This is a genomic window from Anthropogastromicrobium sp. (assembly GCF_037349415.1).
Taxonomy (GTDB): Bacteria; Bacillota; Clostridia; order Lachnospirales; family Lachnospiraceae; genus Anthropogastromicrobium; species Anthropogastromicrobium aceti.
Genome location: NZ_JAXWCK010000027.1, coordinates 46,593 through 65,583, shown reverse-complemented (window position 1 = coordinate 65,583; position 18,991 = coordinate 46,593). Strand labels below are relative to the sequence as shown.

The 18,991-nt window shown below is 42.3% G+C and carries 13 protein-coding genes and 3 tRNA genes; 6 read left to right on the top strand and 10 right to left on the bottom strand.

All coding sequences use genetic code 11. The features are described from left to right. Positions 1-17: 17 nt before the first annotated feature. A complete protein-coding gene (locus WJP93_RS05265) occupies positions 18-3,320 on the bottom strand; it encodes a DUF5107 domain-containing protein (protein WP_337547222.1) in 3,303 nt (1,100 codons plus the stop codon). A gap of 277 nt (positions 3,321-3,597) precedes the next feature. On the opposite strand from WJP93_RS05265, the gene WJP93_RS05260 reads away from it, so the two are divergent. The 6 genes from WJP93_RS05260 to WJP93_RS05235 all read left to right on the top strand — a co-directional run bounded on the left by WJP93_RS05260 (position 3,598) and on the right by WJP93_RS05235 (position 7,672). Next, a complete protein-coding gene (locus tag WJP93_RS05260) occupies positions 3,598-4,437 on the top strand; it encodes an AraC family transcriptional regulator (RefSeq protein WP_337547221.1) in 840 nt (279 codons plus the stop codon). A gap of 100 nt (positions 4,438-4,537) precedes the next feature. Further along, a complete protein-coding gene (locus tag WJP93_RS05255) occupies positions 4,538-5,824 on the top strand; it encodes a chloride channel protein (RefSeq protein ID WP_337547220.1) in 1,287 nt (428 codons plus the stop codon). Between the two features lie 196 nt (positions 5,825-6,020). Then, positions 6,021-6,093: transfer RNA gene (locus tag WJP93_RS05250), tRNA-Phe, on the top strand. 4 nt (positions 6,094-6,097) lie between these two features. Beyond that, positions 6,098-6,168: transfer RNA gene (locus WJP93_RS05245), tRNA-Gly, on the top strand. Between the two features lie 27 nt (positions 6,169-6,195). Then, positions 6,196-6,267: transfer RNA gene (locus WJP93_RS05240), tRNA-Gly, on the top strand. A 133-nt stretch (positions 6,268-6,400) separates the two neighbouring features. After that, positions 6,401-7,672 (top strand): transglutaminase domain-containing protein, encoded by a 1,272-nt coding sequence (locus WJP93_RS05235; protein ID WP_337547219.1) that lies wholly within the window; start codon positions 6,401-6,403, stop codon positions 7,670-7,672. 124 nt (positions 7,673-7,796) lie between these two features. Here the strand turns inward: WJP93_RS05235 and dnaB are convergent, their stop codons facing one another. The 9 genes from dnaB to aguA form a co-directional block, all read right to left on the bottom strand. Continuing rightward, positions 7,797-9,140, bottom strand: coding sequence for a replicative DNA helicase (dnaB, locus tag WJP93_RS05230; protein WP_227100285.1), 1,344 nt, complete (start codon positions 9,138-9,140; stop codon positions 7,797-7,799). A 5-nt stretch (positions 9,141-9,145) separates the two neighbouring features. Beyond that, positions 9,146-9,592: a 50S ribosomal protein L9 gene (gene rplI / locus WJP93_RS05225; RefSeq protein WP_308730891.1), complete on the bottom strand. Its 447-nt coding sequence runs from the start codon at positions 9,590-9,592 to the stop codon at positions 9,146-9,148. 29 nt (positions 9,593-9,621) lie between these two features. Further along, positions 9,622-11,811: a DHH family phosphoesterase gene (locus tag WJP93_RS05220; RefSeq protein ID WP_337547218.1), complete on the bottom strand. Its 2,190-nt coding sequence runs from the start codon at positions 11,809-11,811 to the stop codon at positions 9,622-9,624. A gap of 212 nt (positions 11,812-12,023) precedes the next feature. Then, on the bottom strand, positions 12,024-12,425 hold the full coding sequence (locus WJP93_RS05215; RefSeq protein WP_308730892.1) for a hypothetical protein: 402 nt from the start codon (positions 12,423-12,425) through the stop codon (positions 12,024-12,026). Between the two features lie 144 nt (positions 12,426-12,569). Then, positions 12,570-14,177 (bottom strand): phosphoenolpyruvate carboxykinase (ATP), encoded by a 1,608-nt coding sequence (pckA, locus tag WJP93_RS05210; protein ID WP_308730893.1) that lies wholly within the window; start codon positions 14,175-14,177, stop codon positions 12,570-12,572. A 185-nt stretch (positions 14,178-14,362) separates the two neighbouring features. After that, positions 14,363-15,286 (bottom strand): AEC family transporter, encoded by a 924-nt coding sequence (locus WJP93_RS05205; protein WP_308730894.1) that lies wholly within the window; start codon positions 15,284-15,286, stop codon positions 14,363-14,365. 120 nt (positions 15,287-15,406) lie between these two features. Then, on the bottom strand, positions 15,407-16,528 hold the full coding sequence (locus WJP93_RS05200) for a J domain-containing protein (protein ID WP_337547217.1): 1,122 nt from the start codon (positions 16,526-16,528) through the stop codon (positions 15,407-15,409). Positions 16,529-16,783: 255 nt separating this feature from the next. Continuing rightward, positions 16,784-17,665: an N-carbamoylputrescine amidase gene (gene aguB, locus WJP93_RS05195; RefSeq protein WP_337547216.1), complete on the bottom strand. Its 882-nt coding sequence runs from the start codon at positions 17,663-17,665 to the stop codon at positions 16,784-16,786. A gap of 83 nt (positions 17,666-17,748) precedes the next feature. Continuing rightward, complete coding sequence (gene aguA / locus WJP93_RS05190; RefSeq protein WP_337547215.1) at positions 17,749-18,945, bottom strand: agmatine deiminase; 1,197 nt, start codon at positions 18,943-18,945, stop codon at positions 17,749-17,751. Between the last annotated feature and the right edge of the window lie 46 nt (positions 18,946-18,991).

Sequence of the window (18,991 nt, the reverse complement as noted above, 5' to 3'; positions counted from 1 at the left end):
CGCTTTTTGCTTAACATTTATTGTTTCTGATATAGTGTTGCCATCATATGAGACGGCTCTATTTCAAGCGCCTCATTTAAAAATTCTGCTGCCTTTTCGCGGTTTTGCAATCCAATATTTCCAAGTGCCATAAGATAACAGCAGTGTGCACGATTTTTCTTTGTATAATCCTCATCAAAAATCAGAAAATCTGGAAGTGATACAGCAAAGTATTCAATCTTGCCCTCATCATTTAAATGCTGCTCACCGTAATCAATCAGACGATAAAAACGTGATTTTGCCTCTCTTGTTTTTCCTAATTTTTCAAATGCAAGTCCCTGATAGAGAATCATATCAGCCGGCTGATCATTATAGTACATAGCACCCGCTGGTTCATCTGTTCCAATCGTCGCAGTCTCAAAACATGTTTTTGCTTCATCATGTTTTCCCTGTGCTTCAAGCGCAAGTCCAAGATGATAAAACAGATGATTATCCTTTGTTCCCTCTAGCTTGCCTTCTCCAAGATTTTCTGGATATACAAGTGCTTTTTTAAGCAACTTCTCTGCCTGTTCATATTTTTCTGATGCCAAGCACTGTTTTGCCATCTCGAGTAAGGAAATAGTATACTGCGTTGTAATCTTTCCTTCGCCGCCCTCCCACGGATGGAAACGGCGTCCCATAATGCAACGATAAGCGCGTTCATATTCTCCGCACATATTCATAAGAGTAATATATTCAATATACAAATCATCACGGCTCTCTGCAAGAGATGGATCTTCATCATATTTTGCTAAACGCTCTTTGAAGCTATATCCAAGCTTTTTGTAAAGCTGATCTAATTCAAGGAAAATACGGGCATCCTTGCGATTTAGTGAAAATGCTTTCTCTAGTTCATACTTAGCTGCCTTAGAATCACCCATCTTGTTGTAATAAGCCAGTGCAAGGTTTCTATGAACAATTGAAAATGTGTCATCTGCCTTCTTTGACATTTCCCACAATTCAACAGATTTCTTCCACTGTAATTTATCATAAAAAAGATTGCCCAGGTAATAAGGCGCCTTCTTTTTGCAACCATTTTCAATCGCAAATGTAAGTACAGCAATATCATCAAGCTTATTCGGGAAGCAATAATCGAAAGCACAGCTTTCTGCCTTCTCAAGTGACTTCTTTGCTGCCTCATCTTCACCCATTTTTTCTTCATAATAAGCTGCATAATAATACAGCATCGGATATTTCTTTGTGCACTGCTTTAAAACTAAAACAGCGTCCTCATATGCGCCCCACTGCGCAAAATCTCTTGCTGTCATCAAATAATTTTCCTGGAAATTACGCATCAGTCCATTCAAGTCATCAAGCATTTTCTGCTTCTTTTCTGAATCATTCTCTGCCTTTATTGCCTCAAAACCAGATACAAAATCAAATGGATCAAGTTCTAAATTATCCTCGATCATACGAGCTGCAGCCTTTTCTTTTCCAAGCTTTGCAAGAAGCCAAGCACGTAATCCTCTTGCCTTAATATTATGCGCATTCTTAACAAGTGAGCGATCAATGTGCTCAAGCGCAGTTTCAAATTGACCTTTCTTTGCCGCAAGCGCTGCCATATAATAGAATGACATTTCCTGCTGTTCATTGCTCCATGCTGCCTTATAAAAAGCATCATAAGCCTCATCTTCTCTTCCAAGGTAACACAAATCAAGTCCCAACAGATAATATGCTTCGCTGTTGTATGGATTAGGATTCTTCCAGGTCAGGCGCTTAATAGCTGTTCTAAAATAAGGTTCTGCCTCCTTAAATAAGCCTCTTCTCATCAAGAGCATACCATATGCATTGTTAATGCGAATATCATCTGGATCACGCTTTAATCCCTCTAAATAATAAGGATCAGGTCTCCATGTTGCATGACGGTACTGTTCAATATGCTGTCCCGTTAAATACAGTTCCTCATTTGTCATGATCTTTGACGGTTCATCTGCTGCCTTTGCCGGATCTGGAAGCTTTGGAATTTCTTCCTTCTCTGACTGGTATGCAATTAAGCTTCTGCCATCTGCACAAACTTCAACTTTCAGATCTTCTTCCTGCGTATCATCTGGCAGTACTACACTCTTTTCAAAAATGTCAACAGGAGAAATCATTGCGCTCTCATCACACAGCACGCCGTCTTTTCCTGTCAGAATAATTCTTGCTTTTTCATATACAGCTGTTGCATAGACAATAATCTTTGCAGTCTTCTTTCCAGTTGCTGCATCATTTGCTGCCGAGAGTGAAACAGCAGCTTCCTTTGATGCGTTCTTTACCTGTCCAACTTCCTTGTATGGCATAAAATACTGTGTAAATGTTTTCTCCTCAAACGGCTTTAACCATGTAAAGTCAGGCTGATTATCTGTAAACATACCTGTCATCAGCTCTACATATGGACCATCCTCATCAGTCAGATTACGATCCCATGCCTTTCCAAAATCACCGCAGCCCCAGGTCCACTGCTTCTTTCCCGGTGAAACATGATGATCTGCCACATGCAAAATACCAGCATGCTTTCCATAGTCGTATCCTCCGACAAAATCATACTTTGACTTTTCTGCCATGTAAGAAGTTGGGACTGGAATATTCTTGTAACGTGAAATATCTACGCCTTCGCTGTAATCCTTCTTATAATAAACACCCGTCGCAATTGGAAAACGAGAAACATCTCTCTTTCCATGATCCATAACAGCGTGAACATCTGGCGGGAAAATGGACTGTGTGTTGTCATTAACAGGAACTGCTGGATTTGCCCACCAAAGAAATGTCTGCGGAAGTGATGTGCGGTTATACAGCTGTCCCTTGATTTCAATATAAGCTTTTCCCGGGTATACGCTAATTCTCATAAGTCCCTTTGTTCCATACATCTGATCCACGTCATGACATAAAACAGAAACGCTTCCATCCTCATTTTCCTGAATTTCATAATCAACTGGAAGAAATGTTGTCGGACGATGATGCTGCGGCCAGTTAAATTCAATACCTCCTGAAATCCACGGTCCCGTCAAACCAACAAGTGCCGGCTTGATCACCTGGTTATAGTAAACAAAGTCATAATCATTTGTTTTATCATATGCCCTCTGGATTCGTCCGCCAAGCTCTGGAAGAACCATAACCTTAATGTACTCATTTTCCAGCCATACTGCCGTATATTCCTTATCCTTCTTCTCATCACTTATTTTTTCAATCGTCGGATACGGGTATACCTTTCCGCAGCTTCCCTGATACACACGTTTTTCCAGAAAAATCGGATTCTTCTCCGCCTCTCCAATCTCATATGTAGGAATCATGACTTTTTCTGCCCATACACTTGCCTTTTGCATAATTGCCTCCTGTTTCGCTATTATTTTCTGTTATTATTTATTTACTTGAATCTTTCTATCATTTTCAATATTGTTTTATTTACTTTCAATATTTACTTTTACTATACTACTGTTTTGCTTGAAATACATTATCTTTCGTTGCGGTTGTGTTTTAAAATATTGCTCTGTTGTTTTTTCATGTATTCTAAGTTAAAATGTAATTATTCAAAGCCATGCAAAACTATTTACCGCAATATTGGCTTATCCATGAACTGTAACTATAAAAAAGGAGATTTTTATGAAATCGCACGAACCCTTTATTAAACCTGAATCAACATATTATGTCTACTCGCCAAGTCTCTTGGGACGAAGCATGTTTTTTTATCCGCTTACATGCGGTCATTTTTTCTATGCACCAGGCTATCATCTGCACCGCGCTTCTTTTGACAGCTTTCTTCTTATTTATGTCAAAAAAGGAAGCATGTATGTACAAACAAAAGACGAAATCTTTGATGCAAAAGCTGATGAGTTTATTTTGATTAATTGCTATGAACCGCACAGCTATGGCACAAAAACAGGCAGTGAATGTCTCTGGTGCCATTTTGACGGACCTCTTGCCAAAAACTTTTTTGAATCTATCGTCTCACATCTTGGCACTGTATTTTCTATTGGAAATCCTGCGTCAGCCACAAACAAGCTTGAAGCTATCATTGACAGTTTTTGTCGTTCTTCGATTAAGGAAGCTCTTCTTTCTAAATATATTAATGATATTTTGACAAGCTTTCTGCTCTACAGTGCTGCCGATAAAAAAAATGACAGCACAGATATGATTGAGACTGTCATTTCCTATATCAATGAACATTTTAAAGAAGATCTGCCAGACAAAGTGCTCGCATCAGCTGCTGGATTAAGCTCTTATCATTTTATTCGCGTATTCAAACGAGAGACTGGCTTTACACCACATGAGTATGTCATAAATACGAGGCTAAGTAATGCACGTTACCTGCTTCGCAACACTGCCATGTCTGTCAAGGATATCTGTTTTTCATGTGGCTTTTCAAGTGAAAGTGCCTTTTGCATAACTTTTAAAAAAAGAGCTAAAATGACACCGGCTCAGTACAGACAAAATGGAACATGATCTTTTTGTTTCGTTGACTTTCCCTGCTGTTTCTGCTAGGATTGGAACGGTACAGCATCTTTGCTGCTTCCTATAAACAGTTTCTTTGGAGGTCATGCCTATGTTTTCCCCTAAGCTGCGGGAATTTGCCCGCAAATGCTATCTGACCAACATCGGCCAGAATCTTCTGGTTCTTCTTAAATGGACTGGATTTTCACTTTTGTCAGGTCTTCTGATCGGCGGCGTATCAACACTATTCGCTACTTTACTTGGAAAAGCTATACAGCTTCGCGCTGCGTACAGCTGGCTTTTATTCCTGCTTCCTGTTGCTGGTCTGGCAATCACTGCTCTTTATCATTTTTGCGGACAGTCAAATGACCGCGGTACAAATTTTGTTATTGCCTCAATTCATGCAAATGAAGAGACACCAGCACGTGTTGCACCTCTTATTTTTATCTCTACGATTCTGACACAGCTGTGCGGCGGATCTGCCGGACGCGAGGGTGCTGCACTTCAGATCGGCGGCAGCCTTGGAAATCTTCTTGGAAAAATAGTTCATCTTGATGATGAAGATCGCCATGTTCTAATCATGTGTGGCATGAGTGCTGCTTTTGCTGCTCTGTTTGGTACACCGATGGCTACTGCTGTCTTTTCAATGGAAATGGTCAGTGTCGGCGTCATGTATTATTCCGCATTAGTTCCTTGTGTAATGTCTGCGCTGATTGGTGCTCACCTTGCTTCTACGTTTGGTGTTCATGCCGAAAAATTTACAATTGTAAGTATTCCTTCGTTTTCCATTGACGGTGCTGCAAAAACAGTTCTTCTTGGAATCTTATGTGCCGCTGTCAGCATACTTTTATGCATTATCCTTCACAAAGTTGGAGGTCTTTTAAAAACATACATAAAAAATGTTTACCTACGCGCAATTGTCTCTGCACTGATTGTTATCGTATTTGCATTTCTTCTTCCAGACGGCAAAAGCTATCTTGGTTCCGGAAGCAATCTGATTGAGCAGTCTATTCAAGAAGAAACTATATTCCCAGCAGCCTTTCTTATTAAAATGCTCTTTACAGCAGTCACACTTGGCGGCGGCTTTAAGGGAGGCGAAATTGTTCCTTCCTTCTGCGTAGGTGCATCCTTTGGATGTTTCTTTGGAAGCCTTGCTGGATTTGCCCCATCCCTTTGTGCTGCAATGGGCATGGTTGCTGTTTTCTGCGGTGTCACTAATTGCCCTATTACATCTATTTTGATCGCTTTTGAATTATTTGGCTTTGACTCTGCCCACTACATGATTTTAGCAATTGCAGTAAGCTATGCAATGTCTGGTTATTATGGTCTTTATGCCGATCAAACAATTGTATATTCAAAGTATCGAACAAAGTTCATCAACCGCAAGACAAACCATTAAATGTAAAGCAGACATTCGCAATCCGCTTCCGCTGCTAAATTCAAATTGTATGAATTGGGGCAAAAAACATGCCTTCAAAAAAAAGTTAAGTTTTTTTCAAAAAAGTGCTTGACTTTTCTCTTGTCTTGTTGTAGAATAACTATCGTCGACAGCGAGTAAGAAACAAACGAAACAAAAACTTCGATGTTGATGAGATGCCCAGATAGCTCAGTTGGTAGAGCAGAGGACTGAAAATCCTCGTGTCGCTGGTTCGATTCCAGCTTTGGGCATTGTGCGGGTGTAGTTCAATGGTAGAACACTAGCCTTCCAAGCTAGATACGTGGGTTCGATTCCCATCACCCGCTTTACAGAAGTGATTCTGTATCATATATGCGCGAGTGGCTCAGTGGTGGAGTATCGCCTTGCCAAGGCGAGGGTCGCGGGTTCGAATCCCGTCTCGCGCTCTTATCTAAAGAAGGTCGTAAAGATCTTCTTTTTTTGTGCTTTCTTCCACTTGCTTCTAATTTCTTTTGTGATATAATAACTGATGCAAAAAATGTCTTACATTTTGTCTTATATTGACACTGAGAGGTTTTTATGAAACGCTTATTTCATTTTTTATCACTTAGCTTTATTTTTATGCTGTCTTCTATGGCAGTCTGTGGATGTGTCCCTGCCCAGACACCGCTCTACTACTTTCATGCAGGTCTTAGCACCTACCATGAGCTTCTTGACGATGTCTTAGGTAAAAGAAGCGAGGTTGATCTTTTCTCTTCAGCAGCAGATTCATCTGCACCTGTATCATCTGTTACAGAAACGATCTCTTGTGCCCCACTTTATGCAGATTATAGCTACTACCTGCCTTCTCTTGCAGATGATGAAGCAGCAAACTTTCAGGCTCTTTACGCTGGCATACAAGGTTTTCAGAGCACTATTTCACTCCCTGTTGCCGTCAGTTCTGATAATGTCAGCGATTTGATGCATCTTCTGACAAATGAATGTCCTGAGCTGATGCAGCTGTCATCACGATGGGTTGAACATTCAAATCTGCTTGGTCTTGTTGTATCTGTATCACCTGAGTACACAATATCAAAGGAAACTTTTGATGCGCAGACAGCAGCTGTTAATACACTTATTCAAAGCTGGCAGACAACACTGTCGGGACAAAGTGCTTATCAGGCTGAGCTTACTATTTACAATTATATAATTGAAAACTGTGCATATTCTACTCAGGCAGACAATTGCCAGAGTGCCTATGGTGCTCTGATTGATGGTCAGGCTAAATGTGACGGCCGCGCCAAGGCGCTCGTCTGGGGACTTCGAAGTCTCGGCATCAAAAGCTCTGTTATAACTGGAAATACACATGCCTGGGTCATCGCCCACATCGGAGACTATGACTACAATGTCGATCCGACTTATGATGACAATGAAAATGACGGCATTCAGCAGCCTTTATGTTACGCATATTTTAATATTCCAGAATCAGCTATCTCATCTGATCCATACCCGGCAGATGATTTTTACCAAAGACGAGGCTACCCTGCCACTGTGCGCTGGGACTTTAATTTTCATGTTCAGGCCGGTCTATGGATTTCTGCTGATGACCCTTCGTCAAGTGACCCTGCTTCTGGTACCGCACTTGACCGTGCAAGAGCACTCTTTGTCGCGCAGGCAGAAAGCATCTGGGAAGGCGGCGGTGAAGGTCTTGTAATGATTCGTTTTGAAAATGCATCTGACTACGCTGATGCTGCTGCATCATATAATGACTGGGTCCAATCCTTCATTAACATGCACGCTGCCGGCTGCAACATTGTAAGCTATGATTTTTCCAATCAGCAGCTCTTAGCAGTGCGACTTTCTTTTTATTAAGAACATATCTAATAGTTAAAAAAAGGTAATTATTCAGAACCCCATTCGCAAAAAAGATCAGTGAAAATGGAAGTAAATTCCATTTTCACTGATCTTTTCTATTGCCATCTTAAATCCCAGAATATCACTGTGATGTATACTCTTTATTTCCAAAGCGACACAAATCTCCCATCCAGACAAGCTCAACAGTTCCAATCGGACCGTTACGCTGCTTGGCTATGATAACCTCTGTGATTCCCTTTGACGGCGAATCCTTATTATAATATTCATCTCGGTATAAAAACATTACAATATCTGCATCCTGCTCAATTGCTCCTGACTCACGAAGGTCAGAAAGCATAGGACGATGATCCGTTCTTGACTCACAGGCACGTGAAAGCTGTGACAGTGCGATGACTGGTACATTTAGCTCTCTTGCAAGTGCCTTTAGAGAACGTGAAATATCTGAGATTTCCTGCTGTCTGCTGTCTCCCTTTCTTGCTCCGCTTCCGCTCATAAGCTGAAGATAGTCGATCATGACACAATCAAGACCATGCTCAAGCTTAAACTTACGGCATTTAGAACGAAGCTCTGCCACCGTTATACCTGGCGTATCATCAAGCAAAAGCTTTGTGTTTGCAATGATACCAGAACTCTCGACAACCTGATCCCAATCACTGTCGGAAAGATTTCCTGTACGAAGTGTCTGAGAATCCACACGCGACTCCATGGCCAACAGACGGTTTACTAACTGCTCCTTTGACATCTCAAGAGAAAAGATTGCAACTGTTTTCTTGTCTTTTATGGTCATATTGTGTGCTAAGTTAAGTACAAATGCCGTCTTTCCCATGGACGGACGCGCCGCAATCAAAATAAGATCTGACGGCTGCATACCTGAGGTCTGACGATCCAAATCAGTATATCCAGTAGAAAGGCCAGTTACCATGCTGTGATTTCGCGATGCAATCTCAATCTTATTTACAACATTTATAACTACATCACGTATCGGCACATAGTCACTTGTTGCTCTTGTTTCCAGAAGACCAAAAATACGCTTTTCTGTTGATTCCAGAATGGTATTTACGTCTTCTTTTTCCATGTAGCAATCATTTGCAATCTCTTCATTGATACGAATCAGGCGTCGAAGCAATGCCTTCTCATACACCAGATTGGCATAATAGCGAATATTAACGGAAGTCGGCACCATATTAAGCAGCTCACGGAATGCAGCAATGCTGTAGCTTTCCGGCGGCACATCCTTGGTCTTTAGCTGCTCTTGAACGGCTACTAGATCTGTTGGCTTTCCCTCATTGTAAAGCTCCATTATAGCCTCAAACATGGCACCGTACTGCCGTCCGTAAAAATCATCCGAATGGATAATCTCACTGGCTGCCGATATGGCTTCCTTGTCCATGAGCATACAGCCGATTACTAACTGTTCGGCCTCCGTGTTGTGCGGGAGTACTCGTTTTATTAATGCCTCTTCCATGTTTTTTATGCTTCCTGAACTTTAACGGTCAGCTTTGCAGTTACTTCTCTGTGAAGCTTAACCGGAACAATCGTAGTTCCACATGCCTTAATAGGCTCTGGCAGAACCATCTTCTTCTTATCAATCTCAAGACCTAACTGCTTCTCGCATGCAGCAGCGATTTCCTTTGTGGATACAGAGCCGAACAGCTTGCCGCCCTCACCTGTCTTAACATTCAGTACAACTGACTTTTCCTCAATCTTTGCTGCCAACTGCTTTGCTTCCTCTAACTTCTGTGCTGCAATTCTATCCTCATTTGCCTTCTGTAGCTTCAGATCATTTAAATTCTTTGCTGTTGCTTCAATTCCAAGCTTCTTTGGAAGCACAAAATTTCTTGCATAACCATCGTTAATCTTTACGCGCTCACCCTTTTTTCCAAGTGATTTTACATCCTGTAATAAAATTATTTCCATTTTTTTCTCCTCCAATTCTAATATCTATATCAGCCCTTCACTTCGTCACCTTTTTCTTCCTGAGCCATAAGCACATCCTTCAACATACTTCTGGCCTCTCCAAGTGTGACATTGCGAAGCTGGGCACCTGCGACGTTCATATGACCGCCTCCGCCAAGCTTTTCCATTATGGTCTGTACATTTACCTCATCAATAGAACGGGCACTAATATAAATCTGATTTTCATATTCTGTCATCACAAATGATGCACGAATGCCGCGAATACCCAAAAGCTCATTTGCTGCCTGCGCTGCAATAACTGTCGGATTTCCAGTCATGTCACTTGGACATACACTGATTGCATAGCGCTCATGGAACATCTCCACCTCACGCACGGCCTCTGCCTTTGCCTTGTAATCCTCCATATCATCACGAAAGAGCTTTCGCACTTTTGTAATGTCGGCACCATTTCGACGTAAGAAAGCCGCCGCCTCAAACGTTCTGACACCTGTATTATTCATGAAATTATTTGTATCTACAACAATTCCAGAATACATTGCATCTGCATCAGTCGGACGAATCTTGATTGAATCTGAATAATACTGCAATATCTCTGCCACCATCTCACTGGCAGATGATGCATAAGGCTCCACATAGCTAAGCACTGCACCCTCAATACAGTCACGCGACTGACGATGATGGTCAAGCACTACCACATGCTGTGCTAACTGCAAAAGCTGCGGACACTCTGTTCGGCTTGGTCTGTTATTATCCACCACAATCAGAAGTGTTCCTTCTGTTATCCTCTGAATTGCAGTCTCATTATTAATAAACAGCTTCTTTCCATATTCTTCATCCTCGGCAAGACGATTTAGAAGAGGTTTTATGCTGTTTGCAATAGTATTCAGCACAATATGAACATCCTTACCAGATGTTCTGGCTGCGCGATAAATACCAACTGAAGCACCAATACAATCTGCATCGCTGATTGAATGACCCATGATCAGCACATCAGAAGATGCCTCTATAAGCTCCTTTAACGCCTGTGCCTTGACACGCGCCTTAACACGCGTATTCTTGCCCTGGCTCTGTGTACGACCGCCATAATAGGTGATCTCATCCTGATTTTTAAGAACAACCTGATCACCGCCGCGTCCAAGTGCCATGTCAATTGCCATGCGCGCGTAGTCATAATTTTTCGAATACGTTCCGCCGTTTATGCCAAGTCCGATACTGATCGTAACATTTATCGTGTTTCCGATACTGATCGTCTTCACATCCTCAAGAAGTGAAAAATCATTTGCCTGCATCTCTTTTAAATGCTCGTTGCTGACGATGGCAAAATATTTATCATTCTCTAGCTTTTTAATAACACCATGATAGGCACTGATATACTTTGTAATCTGACGGTCAATCAGCGCTATCAGCAAAGGTCGTCTCGTCTCCTCTATGGAGTCTAGGACTTCATCATAGTTATCAAGATAAATCAGCGCCGCAACAAGCTTTTCATCCTCAACCTTCTGCTTCCACTCAAGCATCTGTGTCTCGTCTGACAAATACACTGCATACATCATTGGTGCCTTTTTTCCCTGATCCTCTTCATCAACAACCGTCTCCACAATATCACGAATCGACACAGCCTTAATCGTGATCTGATATTTTCTTCCCAGATACTCCGAATGGACCTGTGATGTTCTTTGATTCTTTGGAAACTGTCTGTCGATTCCCGGAAACAGCGTACCCAAGTTTTTATGTGCATTGTTATTTAGCTGAACAATTCGCTGAAATGACTGATTCATCCATATTAGACGGCCAATCTCATCTGCCACACCATATGGAAATTCCATTTCCTGTAGCAGCTGCTTTTGAATCTGGGCATAACCTGCGCCAAAGCCAACCATGTCACTGTTAATTCTGCGGTGATAATAGATTGAAAGCGCCATAAGACCTATGATCAGAACAATTGAGCAGGCGCTTGCCGCCACACCAGCCATCCAGTCAATCATAGTGATAATGATGCTTAGAATCAAAAGCGAAATACATACAAGCAGCGGCCAGTTCATATACGCACTTAAGCTTCCATGTACTTTCACAGCCTCCTGCTTTTGCGTCTGACGAAGCTTTTCCTTCTCCTCGCGCTTTCTGTCTATATCCTGCAAAGCAGCTTTTCTCTCTGCCGATATTCTCTCAGATTCACCCGGCTCCGGTACCGTTTCACCCGGCTTATTTTTTTCCTCCATATCCATCTCTCCCCTGCCTGTCATGCAGGCAACGTTGTTTCAATCCACACCTACGAGATGTGGGAGATTTTTGTGTCAGGTTCGTAAAAAGTTTGTTAGGAATTTGTCCTGAGTTTTTTACAAAGCTATACAGGGTATAGTATAACACATTTGGGTAGAAATAGGAAGTAGGAAATTATAGAGAGGCATGCATGTGCATGCCTCCCTATAAGTTATCTCGCACAAAGGCTATTGATGAAGACAATATAGCAACCGAAATCACCTATCGTTTTTCTATAATATTTATCATCTTCTTCATATCCTAGTGCATCTCTCCACTCAGTATTTTTTCCCTGCGTCTTTAAATAGCGCGCCATCATATTAAAATGAGTGATGACACTGTTGTGGCAGGCTGTGCGAAAAGAGTCCTGCTCCATCTTCTGGCTGCGATCTAAGCTCAGCCATTTTGCGCGGATTTCAGCATATGTTGTTGCTTCTCCTATCAATTCATCATACAGTTCCTGACCAACTGGATCATTTTCGATTTCCTTAAGTAATTTCTGATGCAGATCTCTCATCTGATCAAATGTCAGACTCTTTGGTGTTTCTAAATAGTTTTCGTATGTGCTAGCCATGTTTTACCTCCTTTTTCTTCTACTGCCTCTCAAAATACTCTATCCCATTTTCTCCTTCGAAAAAAACGGGCCATGCTTTCGCATGACCCGCTCTCACTTAGTCAATCAGTTGCCTAATTAACATGCATATTAAATTTGCTTGAATTACTCAGCCTTCGGACCTGCAGCTACTAAAGCCTTACCTGCCTCGTTGCCCTCATATTTCTTGAAGTTCTTTACGAAACGGCTAGCAAGATCCTTTGCCTTTGCCTCCCACTCAGAAGCATCAGCGTAGGTATCGCGAGGATCAAGGATCTTCGGATCTACACCTGGAAGCTCAGTCGGAACCTCGAAGTTGAACATCGGGATCTTCTTGGTAGGTGCAGTTGTGATGGAACCATCCAGGATTGCATCGATGATACCACGAGTATCCTTAATGGAGATACGCTTTCCAGTACCATTCCATCCGGTATTTACCAGATATGCCTTTGCACCGCTCTTCTCCATCTTCTTAACCAGCTCTTCTGCATACTTGGTCGGATGCAGCTCAAGGAATGCCTGTCCGAAGCAAGCGGAGAAGGTTGGAGTCGGCTCAGTGATACCACGCTCGGTACCTGCTAACTTAGCTGTGAAACCAGACAGGAAGTAGTACTTAGTCTGCTCTGGAGTCAGAATAGATACTGGCGGCAGTACGCCGAAAGCATCTGCAGACAGGAAGATTACGTTCTTTGCAGCCGGAGCAGCAGAGATCGGACGAACGATCTTCTCGATGTGCTCGATCGGATAAGATACACGAGTATTCTCGGTTACGCTCTTATCTGTGAAATCGATCTTGCCATTCTCATCAACAGTAACGTTCTCAAGAAGAGCGTTTCTCTTGATTGCATTGTAGATATCCGGCTCAGAATCCTTATCAAGGTTGATAACCTTTGCATAGCATCCACCCTCGAAGTTAAATACGCCGTTGTCATCCCAGCCGTGCTCGTCATCACCAATCAGAAGACGCTTCGGGTCAGTAGACAGAGTGGTCTTACCTGTTCCAGACAGACCAAAGAAGATAGCGGTGTTCTCACCGTTCATATCGGTGTTAGCGGAGCAGTGCATGGAAGCCATACCCTTTAATGGAAGGAAGTAGTTCATCATAGAGAACATACCCTTCTTCATCTCGCCGCCGTACCAAGTATTGATGATAACCTGCTCATGGCTGGTGATGTTGAATACTACTGCAGTCTCAGAGTTAAGACCTAATTCCTTGTAGTTCTCAACCTTAGCCTTAGATGCGTTGTAAACAACGAAATCTGGCTTGAAGTTCTCCAGCTCCTCAGCTGTTGGGCGGATAAACATGTTAGTTACAAAGTGAGCCTGCCAAGCAACCTCTACGATGAAACGAACTGCCATTCTGGTGTCCTTGTTTGCACCACAGAATGCATCTACAACATACAGCTTCTTGTTAGAAAGTTCTTCCTGAGCGATCTTCTTTACTGCTGCCCATGCTTCTTCGCTTGCCGGATGATTATCGTTCTTATACTCGTCAGAGGTCCACCATACTGTGTCCTTAGAGTTCTCATCCATAACGATGAACTTATCCTTAGGAGAACGTCCGGTGTAGATACCAGTCATGACATTAACAGCACCCAGCTCGGTAACCTGTCCCTTCTCATAGCCTTCCAGTTCCGGCTTTGTCTCCTCTGCAAACAGATCTTCATAAGAAGGATTGTATACAACTTCTGTAGTTCCAGTAATACCATACTGGCTTAAATCCACTTTTGCCATTTTACATTAACCTCTCTTTTCTTAAATATCTGTATATAATTGGTGGCTTTGGGGCAAACCAAAAAGCATCCCAATCTATCTATATTATTCCAGAATTTTCACTAAAAGTCAATTGCTTTTTTTACCAATTGGGCACATCTTTTTGCCAGTTTTTATGCTTTTTTGTTAAAAAATTAACATTATGTTTAAACGCCATATACAAGCTGTCCAAGCCAGATGATAAATGGGATTGTTGCAGCAAATAAAATCGTAGAAAGAAGCGTTGCCCTCGCACAAAGAGCTGGTTCCATATCGTGCTGAATCGCATATACGCTTGTCAGATTTGCTACCGGACATGCCACATAAATCAACACTGCCATTCTTAAATTCGGATCTAACGGAAGAAGTGCCATCACTACTAACATTATAAGCGGGCAAATCAAATTTCTGATTAATGAGATCACATACGCTCTTTTTTCTGTCACAATCTGAATAAGATTTCCATCCGCAAGCATAACGCCGACGATGATCAGCGCCATAGGTGTTGTGATTCCTCCGATATTGGAGCAAACTGTCTGAAGCGGTCTTGGAAAATGCACATGAAAAATCAACATCAAAATGAGTGCAAGTGTACTTATATTAAGCGGTGTTAAGAAAATCTTTGGATGAAATTTCTGTCTTGTAAAAAGAGAAATCTGAAGTGTGAAAAATAACAAATTAAATGCAATAATTCCTGCTGCACCGTAAAGTGTTCCCCAATCTCCCATTAACGCAATACATAGAGGCATTCCAATAAAGGTGCAATTAGGATATGTGCAAAGTCCCGTGTAGGCTGCACGCTTTTTTTCCGGCACCTGTTTTATTTTTGCATATAGCATACACCCAGCTGATGTAAGTGCCATACAGGAAAAAAGAAGCGCCACAGCAATGGCAACATTTACTATATCTTGTCCACTTGCCTCCATGCTGCTTGCTGACAGCACTGTAAACGGAAGAATGAGTGATGAAACAAGTTTTGAAAGATAGCGCTGCTGCTCTTTTGTGATCAGATTTTTCTTTCCAGCCACGTAGCCGACGATTACATAGCCAAAGATTATAAGAATCTGCTCAAACACAATTTGCATTGACATAAAATAGTCCCCCTTGTTTTTTTACAAATCCATTATACTGAAAGGATTCCCACAGCGCAATAAAAAACTCCCACCATTCCTTTCGGATGATGAGAGTCTTTTTTTCTATCAATCAGGCAATTATGCTGCATGTGTTCCGTTTGACGTGCCTGATGTCTTTGCGCACTCTGCTTCAAATTCACGCAGCTTTCTTGCTGCCTGTGGTGTAAGTGTCGTTGGTACCTGGATCTCGACAACCGCATACTGATCGCCGAAGACTTTGGAATCCTTCATTGATACAATACCTTTGCCTCTTAAACGGATCTTGCTGCCTGACTGAGTACCTGGTTTGATCTTGCAGATAACATCACCATGAATAGTCTGAATGCGAGCCTCGCCGCCAAATACAGCTGTTGTAAATGGAATCTGCACTGTTGTGTATACATCCATTCCTTCACGGCGAAATCCTAGCTTATCCTGTACAGTTACTTTAAGTAACAGATCGCCTGTACGGCCGTTTCTTCCGACATTGCCTTTTCCTTTAAGACGAATTGTCTTTCCCGTATCTATACCTGCCGGAATCTTAATTTCAAGTGTCTGAACCTTTCCATCAGAACCCTGCAGACGAACTCTCTTGTTTGCACCAAAGGCTGCTTCATCAAAGCTAACCGTAACTTCTGCTTTGACATCAAGGGAATTTGCTTCATCTACACCAGTTCCAAAGCCTGAACCATAATCAGATCCAAAGTCTGAATAACTACTGTAGCCATCAGCGCCCTGACCAAAACCAGAACCAAAGCCACTAGACGAATAGCTTCTCCTGCCTGAACTTCCAGTACCGCCAAAACCACCCTTAAAATGACCGCCGCCGAACAAATTTTTTAATATATCATCCATGTCGGCTTCATTTCCATTAAAATGATACTCCTGATAACCGCCGTTTTGGCCGGCATTCTTAAATCCGCCAAAACCACCAAAGCCGCCTGCTCCACCGGAATAGCTACCTGAGTAACCATTTGCGCCCTGACCAAAGCCTTCCTCAAATGCGGCATGGCCATACTGGTCATAAAGCTTACGCTTCTTCTCGTCACCGAGTACATCGTAAGCCTCATTTACCTCTTTAAAATGCTCTGCCGCCGATGCATCTCCTACATTACTGTCTGGATGATACTTCTTGGCTAATTTTCTATATGCTTTCTTTATTGCAGATGCGTCTGCACTGCGGCTGACGCCTAATACTTCATAGTAATCTCTTTTCATCACAGTTCTCACTCCTTTTTTATGAAACGCTCCAAATAAAGAGCTTCGTGCTTAACTGTTTCCAAATGGCAGAATGATATTGTTGTTCTGCTCTACATGTACTATAACACTTATTATTCTATCTGTCAATAAAATTCATAATTTATTTTGTGAAAGTTTTGCGATACCTACAGTTCACGCATCTATATTACGAAAGCCCTTCACCTTCGGGCTTTGCCTCAATATTGGCTTCTATTTGAACTGTAGCGTCAATATCAATCACTTCTTCCCCACGATAATTCCATACATCTCTGGTCTTCTGTCGCGGAATAGTCCCCACTCGAGGCGCTTTTGTGCCAGCTCTGCCAAATCAAATTCACTATAAAGAATTTCTTCCTGATCGCGTGATGCTTCGCTTATAAGCTCTCCTGTTTCGTCTGCAATGAATGATGAACCATAAAAATTTAATGCAGATGTCTGGCCACCATTTTCTTCGCATGGCTCTACTGTTTCTGTTCCAATTCGGTTTGCTGCTATGACTGGCATCAGATTTGCTGCCGCATGACCCTGCATGACGCGTCTCCAGTGCGGCATGCTGTCGCACTCTAGAATTGGTTCGGAGCCGATGGCTGTCGGGTAGAGCAAAATTTCTGCACCTAAAAGTGCCATGCTGCGTGCTGTCTCTGGAAACCACTGATCCCAGCAGATGCCAATTCCGATTGTTCCATAGCGTGTTTTAAATGCCTTGAAGCCTGTATCGCCCGGTGTGAAATAAAATTTTTCCTGATAATAATGATCATCCGGGATGTGCGTTTTTCGATATACGCCAAGCAGTGTTCCGTCTGCATCTATACATGCTACGGAATTATACAGATTGTTGACATCCTTCTCATAAAAACTGATTGGAAGAACAACCTGAAGCTCTTTTGCAAGGCGCTTGCCCATCTGAACTGCCTTATTTTCTTCTACTGTCTTAGCATACTGATAGAAATCGTAGCGGCGCTGCTGACAGAAATATTCGCGTTCAAACAGCTCTGGCAAAAGAATGACATTGGCGCCGTTTGCTGCGGCTTCTCTGACCATTTCTTCTGCATGCGAAAGACTCTCTTTGGGATTTGTGCTGCATTTCATCTGAATTGCTGCTGCTTTTATTTTACTCATGAATTTTCCTCTCTTCTCCACAAATATCGCGTACAGCGTCCGATTTCGCTATAAGGATATCATGCGCTGCTATTTCGTTTCAATCATCTTGGAATCTGCTGTGTTATGCAGTGAATATTTCCGCCTCCTGTCAAAATATCTCTCGCAAAAACAGGTATTACCTTTCGGTCTGGATTCCACTGCTGCATAAGCTGCACAGCTCGCTCATCGCTTTCCTTATTTTCACCGCCAAACACTGGCAAAATGATCGCATCATTTGAAAAATAAAAATTGACATAGGATGCTGCAAGACGCTCTCCAACTTCTCGCATATCCTCGCCTTCCTCAAATGTATAGCCGTCAAGATCCTCTTTTGTGATGCATATCGGATGATCTGGAATTGGAAGCTTATGAATAACAAGCTTGCGGCCTTTTGCATCTCGCACGTTTTCAAGATACGATAAGCTTTGATGTGACAGCTCATACTGAGGATCATCTTTATTATCTGTCCACGCAAGCACTACCTCACCTGGGCGAAGAAATGCACACACATTGTCTACATGCTCATTTGTCTCATCCTGATAAATTCCTCGCGGAAGCCATAATACCTTCTTGATTCCAAGAAAACGTGACAGCTGTTCTTCAATCTGTTCTCTCGAAAGATTTGGATTTCGTCCGGCACTTAACAGACAGCTTTCTGTCGTTAAAAGTGTACCCTCTCCATCGCTGTGAATGGAACCACCTTCTAATACAAATGGCGCAGCATCGTACCAGTCAAAGCCAAACTGATCTGCAAATGCACTGGCAAATGCATTGTCTTTTTCCCAGGAAGCATACAAACCATCGACATTTCCGCCCCACGCATTAAATTCCCAATTTATGGCTCGAATAACAGAATCACTAGCAGAACTTGAACTTTGATCTGAACCTTCTTGATTTGAATTTGCAGTATTGTGTTTATTTGATTTAACAAAAGTAGGTGCCACATCTCTTGCCCATGCATCATCGGTATCTGCAAAGAAAAGCTCAATATTGTCCTGCTGCATTATGTCCGCGTTTTTATTTTCTCCAAACAGCTTTTCTTGTGCAATTGGAAGTGTTTTTTTCGTGACCGCAACGTAGACCTTCTCGCTCTGTGCTATGGCTTTGATCACTGCTGCAAATGCATTCCCTGCCGCTTTGGCCTCATATCCCCACGAACCTGGGCGCTTTGGCCATATTAGAATGCAGCCCTGATGCGGCTCAAACTCGCCGGGCATGTAAAAGCCGTCCTCACTCGGAATTTGCTTTATCAATTTCATATAAATTTCTGATTCCTTCCTCTTTCTTAGATGAATTCTATACGCG

What these genes read in the sequence shown, in the direction of transcription:
- dnaB (WP_227100285.1), bottom strand. Translation starts at nt 9,140, where the DNA reads ATGGAAGAGGCATTAATAAAACGAGTACTCCCGCACAACACGGAGGCC.
- pckA (WP_308730893.1), bottom strand. Translation starts at nt 14,177, where the DNA reads ATGGCAAAAGTGGATTTAAGCCAGTATGGTATTACTGGAACTACAGAA.
- WJP93_RS05260 (WP_337547221.1), top strand. Translation starts at nt 3,598, where the DNA reads ATGAAATCGCACGAACCCTTTATTAAACCTGAATCAACATATTATGTC.
- WJP93_RS05265 (WP_337547222.1), bottom strand. Translation starts at nt 3,320, where the DNA reads ATGCAAAAGGCAAGTGTATGGGCAGAAAAAGTCATGATTCCTACATAT.
- aguA (WP_337547215.1), bottom strand. Translation starts at nt 18,945, where the DNA reads ATGAAATTGATAAAGCAAATTCCGAGTGAGGACGGCTTTTACATGCCC.
- WJP93_RS05215 (WP_308730892.1), bottom strand. Translation starts at nt 12,425, where the DNA reads ATGGCTAGCACATACGAAAACTATTTAGAAACACCAAAGAGTCTGACA.
- rplI (WP_308730891.1), bottom strand. Translation starts at nt 9,592, where the DNA reads ATGGAAATAATTTTATTACAGGATGTAAAATCACTTGGAAAAAAGGGT.
- WJP93_RS05205 (WP_308730894.1), bottom strand. Translation starts at nt 15,286, where the DNA reads ATGTCAATGCAAATTGTGTTTGAGCAGATTCTTATAATCTTTGGCTAT.
- WJP93_RS05235 (WP_337547219.1), top strand. Translation starts at nt 6,401, where the DNA reads ATGAAACGCTTATTTCATTTTTTATCACTTAGCTTTATTTTTATGCTG.
- WJP93_RS05255 (WP_337547220.1), top strand. Translation starts at nt 4,538, where the DNA reads ATGTTTTCCCCTAAGCTGCGGGAATTTGCCCGCAAATGCTATCTGACC.
- aguB (WP_337547216.1), bottom strand. Translation starts at nt 17,665, where the DNA reads ATGAGTAAAATAAAAGCAGCAGCAATTCAGATGAAATGCAGCACAAAT.
- WJP93_RS05220 (WP_337547218.1), bottom strand. Translation starts at nt 11,811, where the DNA reads ATGGAGGAAAAAAATAAGCCGGGTGAAACGGTACCGGAGCCGGGTGAA.